This window comes from Longimicrobium sp. (assembly GCF_036280135.1).
In the GTDB taxonomy this organism is placed as follows: Bacteria; Gemmatimonadota; Gemmatimonadetes; order Longimicrobiales; family Longimicrobiaceae; genus Longimicrobium.
Genome location: NZ_DASURI010000762.1, coordinates 1 through 7,239 on the forward strand (window position 1 = coordinate 1; position 7,239 = coordinate 7,239).

Here is a 7,239-nt window from a genome sequence, read left to right on the forward strand (position 1 = left end):
CAACCGACCCGGCGCCCGCGAGGACCACGCCCGCACGCTGCTGGAGCTGGCCCGCGCCGCCGCTCGTCTCAAGGACTGGATCCGGATGGAGCAGGCCATCCGCATGCATTCCGCCCAGCCCCCGCGCCACGCGGACCGGCGCATCAACGACCAGCTCGCCGAGCTGGTCGCCTTCGCCCGGGGGCACGTGATGAGTGCGTGAGTGCGGAGTGCGGGAGTGGATCGGTATCCCAAGGGCCGGGAGACGAAGATGCGGGTACACACGAGGAGCCGGACCGTACGCCTTGAGGGCGATTTTTTCGGGCCACCGGCGTCCACTCCGTGAACTGGCGGGGTGGCTCGGCACTCAAGCGTCGGGACCGTCCCGTTCATGCAGCGGAAACGGGATGGGCAAAACGCGGAGGACGCGGAGATCTCTCTCCGCGTCCTCCGCGTGTCTTCCCGCCGAAGAGCCGAAACCCGGATCAGCTCTCGGGCTGGCGGCAGTCGCGCTGCAGGCGCTGCTTGGCCATGCGCCACTGGCCGCCTTCCTTGCGAAAGTCCAGCACCCACACGCGGTCGCAAAAGTCCGTGGGGCGCGTGGTTCGGTTGGTGCTGGTGCTGCGGACGAACGCCGTGAGCTCGTCGCCGGCGTGGCGCACCAGGTTCAGGTTCACCCACACGCCGTACTTGCGCACCCAGCATCCGCCGAACCCCTGGTCCGTGTCGCACAGCAGCGCCTGCTCCAGCATGGCATCCGTGGGCTCGCCCAGGGCCTTCGACACGCTGTCCTGCGTGAGCTCCAGGCCCGTGACCCGGTTGGCCGCCGTGCGAAACGAGGCCACGTTCACGTACAGGGGCCCATCTGCAACGCGGCCGGGCTGGTTCTGCCGCGCGTCGCGCTCGGCGAACTGCAGCACCTGCCGCGCGATGCCAAAGAACTCGGCGTCGGTGGGGCGCTCGCCGGAACACCCGGCCAGGAACAGCAGCGGCAGCACGGCCGCGACCCAAATGCGCTTCATTCGCTTCACTTCGGGGAGGAGATGGCTCGTCTCCGTGCAGATTACTGCCTGCGCGCCGCGCGCGAAAGCCGCCCCCGCCCTCCCGCCACGGCCCGCGGGAGGATACGTTGTGCGGTGCGCGGACGCGGCGACACGGGAACTGACCAAACGGGAGAGGTGGATGGCGCTCTGGAGGATTACGCCCAGGACGGACACGCTGTGGTGGTGCGTGGAAGGCAAGGACCCGTGGCAGCCGCCGTACGACCGCGCGTTCGGCTTTGTGGTGCGCGCCGGCGACGAGGAAGAAGCGCGCTGGCTGGCGCACAACGCCGCCGGCGAGGAGAACGGCACGCTGGACGGCGTAACGCCCTGGCTGGACGCCAACTACAGCAACTGCGAGCGCATGCGCGACGACGGCTCGTCCGAGGTCATCCTCGTCAACTTCCGCCACGCGCCGCGCTGAGGTCACCCGTCGCCGGTCCGCGGCGCACCCAGTGATCTAGAAATAGTCCGCGGGGGAAATGAGGCGCACGTCGCAGAACCGGCGGATCTTTCTGTAATCGCGCATGTTGTACGTAAGCAGGCCGGCATTGACCCGTTTGGCGGAACGCGCGATCAACACGTCGCGCAGCAGGCGCTGCTGCTCTTCCTTGGGAATCGCAACCGGCTGCCGCGATCGGTCCGATCGTTGGCCGCGGTAGAGCGAGTTCAGCACTTTCCCAGCGTAGAACCAGTCTTCACCCGTTGGAACAAGCAGCCGGCCGCTGCGTTCAAGCTGTTGCGAGAGCAGCGCGAGATGGCGTATGCGCGCAGCATCGTTCGCCCCCGCCGTCATCTCCTGGATCACGACGGACGACATCAAGCCGCGGTCCGTCAACCCCAAAAGACCGTGGCGGATGAAGACGTTCGTGTCCAGCACCAGGAGTCCCGCGCTCACCCGTTCGCCTCCCCTGCCGCCAGATCGCGCTTCCGGAACCAGTCGACGATGGGAGCAACGTCGGGGTCCTGATCCAGCCGCCATTCCACCGCCCCGTTGGAACCACGTACAAGGATCTCGCTGAACCGGCGCAGGGATTGGCGACGCGCGGCTTCAATGCCATGCGCCTGCGTAGGATGCGTGCTCAGCAGGAGGCCGGCACCATCCCGCAGCTCCCAGCCCACGCCGTTGCGCGTCACGTACAGCCGCGGAGCGTTGGGGTCCAGGTCTGCCGGGTCGTAGAACAGCTCCACTTCGGGCTCGTGCGTCGCCATCGAATCACCTCGCGTTCGGGTCGCCCGAGCAAAGATAACGGCGCGGACCAGGGGCCTCCAAGACCAAAAACATGCGCTCTGGACGGGACAGCCGCGGCACGTGGGAACGACGACGACACACGCGAAAAGGGCCGGCATCGCTGCCGGCCCTCTCCTTTTCCACCTGCCCGGATCCATCCAGTCGGCTCAGACCCAGGTCTGCTGGATCTTGCCGATGGAGGAGATGCGCTGCTCGGCGATGCGGTCGGCGGCCTGGTAGGTGGGCACGCCCTCGTTCTCCGACAGCTCGAAGATGCGCAGCAGCGTGGCGTAGATGTCGCCCGCCTTGCGCATGGCCCGCTCCGACGTCCAGCCGTTGAGCTCGCCGTACACGTTGATCAGGCCGCCGGCGTTGATCACGTAGTCCGGCGCGTACAGGATGCCGCGCTTGTGCAGCTCGTCGCCGTGGCGGGCCTCGGCCAGCACGTTGTTAGCGGCGCCGGCCACGATCCCGGCCTTGAGCACGGGGATGGTCTGGTCATTGATGGTGGCGCCCAGCGCGCTGGGCGCGTAGACGTCGCACTCCACGGAGTAGATCTCGTCCAGGCCCACGGCCGTGGCGCCAAAGTCGTGCACCACGCGCTGCACGCGCTCCTGGTCGATGTCCGTCACCACCAGGCGGGCGCCCTCGGAGGCCAGGTTCTGGCACAGGTAGTAGCCCACGTGCCCCACGCCCTGCACGGTGATGGTCTTGCCGCTCAGGCTGTCGCTGCCAAAGCGGGCCATGGCGGCCGCCTTGATGCCGCGGTACACGCCGTACGCCGTCACGGGCGACGGGTCGCCGCTGGTGTTGGCGCGGCCGGTGACGTGCTCCGTCTCCATGGCCACGAACTCCATGTCGTCCACGGACGTGCCCACGTCCTCGGCCGTGATGTAGCGGCCCTTGAGCGTCTCCACGAAGCGGCCGTGCGCGCGGAAGATCTCCTCGCGGTTGGCGCGCTTGGGGTCGCCCACGATGACGGACTTGCCGCCGCCCAGGTTGAGCCCCGCCACCGCGGCCTTGTACGTCATGCCGCGCGACAGGCGCAGGGCGTCCACGAACGCCTCCTCGTCGCTGCCGTAGTTCCAGTACCGCGTCCCACCCAGCGCCGGGCCCAGCACCGTGTTGTGGATGGCGATGATGCCCTTGTAGCCGCACGACGGCTCGTGGCAGAAAACGACCTGCTCGTGGTCGTGCTCACCGATGAGAGAAAACAGTTCCATGCCCGTTCGGTCTCGGTTTTTGTGCGTTGGGTGGGCGGGTACGTACGTCCCGCCGGAAAACAGTCGGCCGTGTGCTCCGGCGCGGCCTACCGGTACAGCTCGCGCGCGATGACCGTGCGCTGGATCTCGCTCGTGCCCTCGTAGATCTCCGTGACCTTGGCGTCGCGGAACAGCTTTTCCACGGGGTACTCCTTGACGTACCCGTAGCCGCCGAACACCTGCACGGCCTCGGTGGTCACGTACATGGCCGTTTCGCTGGCGAACAGCTTGGCCATGGACGACAGGCGGGACACGGGCTCGCCCGCGTCCTTGGCGGCGGCGGCGCGGAACAGCAGGGCGCGCGCGGCCTCGATGCGCGTGGCCATGTTGGCCAGCTTGAACTGCATGCCCTGGAAGCCGCGGATGGCGTTGCCGAACTGCTTGCGCTCGTCCGCGTAGCGCAGCGAGTGCTCCAGGGCCGCCTGCGCGATGCCCACGGAGAGCGCGGCGATCCCCAGCCGCCCGTTGTCCAGCCCCTGCAGGGCGTAGATGAAGCCCTGCGACGGATCGCCCAGCAGCTGGTCGTCGGGGACGAACATCTCGTGGAACGAGATGCCCACCGTTTCCGACGCGCGCTGCCCCATCTTGTCCTCCTTCTTGCCGACGCTGTACCCCTCCGTCGTCGTCGGCACGATGAAGGCGCCGATGCCCTTGGCGCCGCGGCGGGCGTCGGGCGTGTCGGTGCGCACCATCGTCACCACCACGTCGCCCACGCCGCCGTTGGTGACCCAGGCCTTGGCGCCGTTGAGCACCCATCCGCCGTCGGTCTTGCGGGCGTGGGCGGCCATGGAGGCGGCGTCGGAGCCCGCGTCAGGCTCGGAGAGAGAGAACGCGCCCAGCCACTCGCCGCGGGCCATGGGGCGCAGCCAGCGCTCCTTTTGCTCCTCGGTGCCGTGCGCCAGGATCATCTGGGTGGGCAGCGAGTTGTGCACGCTCATGGCCACGGCCACGGAGGCGTCGCCGCGGGCGATCTCTTCCATGGCGACGAGGTACGTGGCCGTGTCCAGCCCCAGGCCGTCGTACTGCTCGGGGATGAGCATGCCCAGAAAGCCCAGCTCGCCCAGCTTTCCGATCACCTCGCGGGGAAACGCGGCGTCCCGGTCCCACTGGTCCGCGTGGGGCCGCAGCTCGCCCTCGGCGAACTCCCGGGCCAAGTCGCGGATCTGCTGCTGTTCCTCGGTCATGAACTGCAAGTGCGAAAGTGCGAAAGTGCGAAAGTGCGAACGTGGTCCCGTCGCACTCCGCCGTCGTTCATCATCGTCGTCGTCACCGCGCCGTACCGGATACGGTGCCGTGCGCACGGGCGGACTTCTCGACGTTTCAGCGGCGACCGCCGCTTCGGTGCACACAGGCCGGCTTCCGCAGGGGCAGTCCGCGAAGGCGGACTTCGTGCCCTTCCAGCGGCGAGTTCATTCGCTCTGGCTCTGCAGCGGCGACACCGGATCAGGATCAGCCCGGACCCGCCTGTGAGCCTCGCTCAGCCACGGAGCGCGAAAGAGTGCGCCGTGCGGGAACCGACTCCCGCACTCACGCACTTCCGCACTCACGCACTGTAGTCGTAGAAGCCCTCGCCCGTCTTGCGGCCCAGCTTGCCGGCGGCCACGTACTTCCGCAGCAGGGGGCAGGGACGGTACTTGTCGTCGCCCAGGCCGTCGTGCAGCACCTGCATGATGGCCAGGCAGGTGTCCAGGCCGATCAGGTCCGCCAGCGCCAGGGGGCCCATGGGGTGGTTCATCCCCAGCTTCATCACCGTGTCGATGGCCTCGCGGTCCGCCACGCCCTCCATCAGGCAAAAGACGGCCTCGTTGATCATCGGCATGAGGATGCGGTTCGACACGAAGCCGGGATAGTCCTGCGCCTCGGCCACCGTCTTCCCCAGCTTTTGCGACGTTTCCACGGTAATGCGCGTCGTCTCCTCGGACGTCGCCAGGCCGCGGATGATCTCCACGAGCTTCATGACGGGCACGGGATTCATGAAGTGCATCCCGATCACCCGGTCCGCCCGGCCCGTGCGCCCCGCGATCTCCGTGATGGAGATGCTGGACGTGTTGCTGGCCAGGATGGCGTGCGCCGGCGCGTGGCGGTCCAGCTCCTCGAAGATCTTGAACTTGAGGTCGCGGTTCTCCGTCGCGGCCTCCACCACCAGGTCCGCGTCCGCCACGGCGGAGAGCTCCGTCGAGGTCGCGATGCGGCCCAGGGCGGCGTCGCGGTCGGCCTCGGCCAGCGCGCCCTTCTTGATCTGCCGGTCCATGTTGCCGGCGATCGTCTTCTTCGCGCCCTCCAGCGCCTCGGCGCGGACGTCGATCATGGTGACGTCGTAGCCGGCCTGCGCGAACACGTGCACGATGCCGTTGCCCATGGTTCCCGCGCCCACCACCGCCACTTTCTTGATATCCGGCATTTCGTTCAGTCTCTGGTCAAAATGTCGACGCACGCGCCCCACGCGCCGGATCCGTCTTTCGAACGAGCGTTCAACCCAGCGCCGCGTACAGCGCGAAATAGATCACCAGCAGCAGCACGCCCGTCACCACGGCCCAGGCGGCCGCGTTGCGCGTGTAGCCCGGCTCGTCCGCCGCCCGGGCCGCGTCGGCGCGGTCCAGCGCCTGCTTTACGCCGCCCGCGTCCACGATGTCGCGCAGCCCCACGGACCGGCGCCCGCTGATCCACGCGCCCAGGCCGAACAGGATCATCAGCACGCCGGTGTAGAACACGACGACCAGCCACACGCGGTCGCGCTCCACGGCGGGATCCATGCCCATCGCCCGGAACGGGAACAGCAGGGGCACCAGCGCCGCGAAGACGATGGACGTGGCCGCCGCGCTTCCCCAGAACCGCAGGGCCGACCGGTTCATCCGCCCCACCCCGGGCCCAGCTTCGTGTCGACCAGCGGCCGCAGCGCCATCATCCGCTCCGACTCGCGCAGGCGGCGCGTGCGCCACATCCACACGGTGCCGGCCAGGATGGCCAGCGTGGCCGCGATCCCCGCCTCCGGGCCGAACGGGCCGCCCGTCACGGCGTCGGGCCCCAGCTCGCGGACGTCGTACAGCGGCGTGTCGAACTCGTTGAGGCCGCTGACGGGAAAGCCCAGCAGCGACTGCATGGTCCAGTTCCACCCCAGGTGCACGGCCGTGGCGAACCACAGCGAGCGCGTCTTGAGGTACGCCACGGCCAGCATGACGCCCGCCAGGAAGATGTTGGCCAGGGCCACGGCGTTGACCTCGGGGTTGCCGGCGTGTCCGTACGCGAACAGCGCGGACGTCAGCACGGCGGCCGGCCACGCGCCGATCCCCTGCACGAGTGCCTGGAAGGCGTAGCCGCGAAAGGCCACCTCTTCCGCCGCGGCCGCCACGGCGAAGAACGCGAGCGCCTGGGCGAGAGCGGCGACATATTCCCACACCGAGCCCGTGTCCGCAACCCACCGCGCCATCCCCGCCACCGTGAGCAGGATCACGGCGCAGCCCAGCATGGCCGCCCCCACGCCGAATCCCACGGCGGAATCCCTGCCCGCGGCGGGGTCCAGCGCGAACCCCAGCGCGCCCATCGGCCGGCGGTCCACGGCCGCGAGCATCACCCATCCCGCCACGAGCGACGCGACGAGCATCACCAGGATGTCGTCCATCATCGCCTGGGGCGGAAAGAAGCGCGCGCTCAGCGGATCGAGTCCGCGGACGAGCACGATCCAGATCAGCCCGTACATCAGCAGCCGCCAGCCGGCGCGGATGCCGTG

The 7,239-nt window shown here is 68.8% G+C and carries 10 protein-coding genes; 2 read left to right on the forward strand and 8 right to left on the reverse strand.

Annotated elements, in window-relative coordinates:
* Positions 1 to 202, forward strand: a 202-nt coding sequence (locus VFZ20_RS24590) for a hypothetical protein (RefSeq protein ID WP_329686606.1), incomplete at its 5' end; no start/stop codon positions are given.
* A 262-nt stretch (positions 203 to 464) separates the two neighbouring features.
* Here VFZ20_RS24590 and VFZ20_RS24595 read toward each other — a convergent pair.
* Positions 465 to 1,001 carry a hypothetical protein gene (locus VFZ20_RS24595; protein WP_329686607.1) on the reverse strand — a complete coding sequence of 179 codons (537 nt, stop codon included), beginning with the start codon at positions 999 to 1,001 and terminating at the stop codon, positions 465 to 467.
* Between the two features lie 160 nt (positions 1,002 to 1,161).
* Between VFZ20_RS24595 and VFZ20_RS24600 the strand changes: the two genes are divergently transcribed.
* Positions 1,162 to 1,443 (forward strand): hypothetical protein, encoded by a 282-nt coding sequence (locus VFZ20_RS24600; RefSeq protein WP_329686608.1) that lies wholly within the window; start codon positions 1,162 to 1,164, stop codon positions 1,441 to 1,443.
* Between the two features lie 36 nt (positions 1,444 to 1,479).
* Here VFZ20_RS24600 and VFZ20_RS24605 read toward each other — a convergent pair whose 3' ends face one another.
* The 7 genes from VFZ20_RS24605 to VFZ20_RS24635 all read right to left on the reverse strand — a co-directional run.
* Positions 1,480 to 1,917 carry a type II toxin-antitoxin system VapC family toxin gene (locus VFZ20_RS24605; RefSeq protein WP_329686609.1) on the reverse strand — a complete coding sequence of 146 codons (438 nt, stop codon included), beginning with the start codon at positions 1,915 to 1,917 and terminating at the stop codon, positions 1,480 to 1,482.
* Positions 1,914 to 2,231: a DUF2188 domain-containing protein gene (locus VFZ20_RS24610; RefSeq protein WP_329686610.1), complete on the reverse strand. Its 318-nt coding sequence runs from the start codon at positions 2,229 to 2,231 to the stop codon at positions 1,914 to 1,916. The genes VFZ20_RS24605 and VFZ20_RS24610 overlap by 4 nt, the downstream gene beginning before the upstream one ends.
* A 186-nt stretch (positions 2,232 to 2,417) precedes the next feature.
* Complete coding sequence (locus VFZ20_RS24615; RefSeq protein WP_329686611.1) at positions 2,418 to 3,473, reverse strand: Glu/Leu/Phe/Val dehydrogenase dimerization domain-containing protein; 1,056 nt, start codon at positions 3,471 to 3,473, stop codon at positions 2,418 to 2,420.
* Positions 3,474 to 3,559: 86 nt separating this feature from the next.
* A complete protein-coding gene (locus VFZ20_RS24620) occupies positions 3,560 to 4,696 on the reverse strand; it encodes an acyl-CoA dehydrogenase family protein (RefSeq protein ID WP_329686612.1) in 1,137 nt (378 codons plus the stop codon).
* A 359-nt stretch (positions 4,697 to 5,055) separates the two neighbouring features.
* On the reverse strand, positions 5,056 to 5,913 hold the full coding sequence (locus VFZ20_RS24625; RefSeq protein ID WP_329686613.1) for a 3-hydroxybutyryl-CoA dehydrogenase: 858 nt from the start codon (positions 5,911 to 5,913) through the stop codon (positions 5,056 to 5,058).
* A gap of 70 nt (positions 5,914 to 5,983) precedes the next feature.
* The gene (locus VFZ20_RS24630) at positions 5,984 to 6,364 is read right to left on the reverse strand and encodes a hypothetical protein (RefSeq protein ID WP_329686614.1); all 381 of its coding nucleotides are present in this window, start codon (positions 6,362 to 6,364) and stop codon (positions 5,984 to 5,986) included.
* Positions 6,361 to 7,239, reverse strand: an 879-nt coding sequence (locus VFZ20_RS24635; RefSeq protein ID WP_329686615.1) for a CPBP family intramembrane glutamic endopeptidase, incomplete at its 5' end; no start/stop codon positions are given. The genes VFZ20_RS24630 and VFZ20_RS24635, both read right to left, overlap by 4 nt.

Excerpts from the sequence above, each read along its gene's own strand:
- VFZ20_RS24595 (WP_329686607.1), bottom strand. The coding sequence starts at position 1,001 with ATGAAGCGCATTTGGGTCGCGGCCGTGCTGCCGCTGCTGTTCCTGGCC.
- VFZ20_RS24600 (WP_329686608.1), top strand. The coding sequence starts at position 1,162 with ATGGCGCTCTGGAGGATTACGCCCAGGACGGACACGCTGTGGTGGTGC.
- VFZ20_RS24610 (WP_329686610.1), bottom strand. The coding sequence starts at position 2,231 with ATGGCGACGCACGAGCCCGAAGTGGAGCTGTTCTACGACCCGGCAGAC.
- VFZ20_RS24615 (WP_329686611.1), bottom strand. The coding sequence starts at position 3,473 with ATGGAACTGTTTTCTCTCATCGGTGAGCACGACCACGAGCAGGTCGTT.
- VFZ20_RS24620 (WP_329686612.1), bottom strand. The coding sequence starts at position 4,696 with ATGACCGAGGAACAGCAGCAGATCCGCGACTTGGCCCGGGAGTTCGCC.
- VFZ20_RS24625 (WP_329686613.1), bottom strand. The coding sequence starts at position 5,913 with ATGCCGGATATCAAGAAAGTGGCGGTGGTGGGCGCGGGAACCATGGGC.
- VFZ20_RS24630 (WP_329686614.1), bottom strand. The coding sequence starts at position 6,364 with ATGAACCGGTCGGCCCTGCGGTTCTGGGGAAGCGCGGCGGCCACGTCC.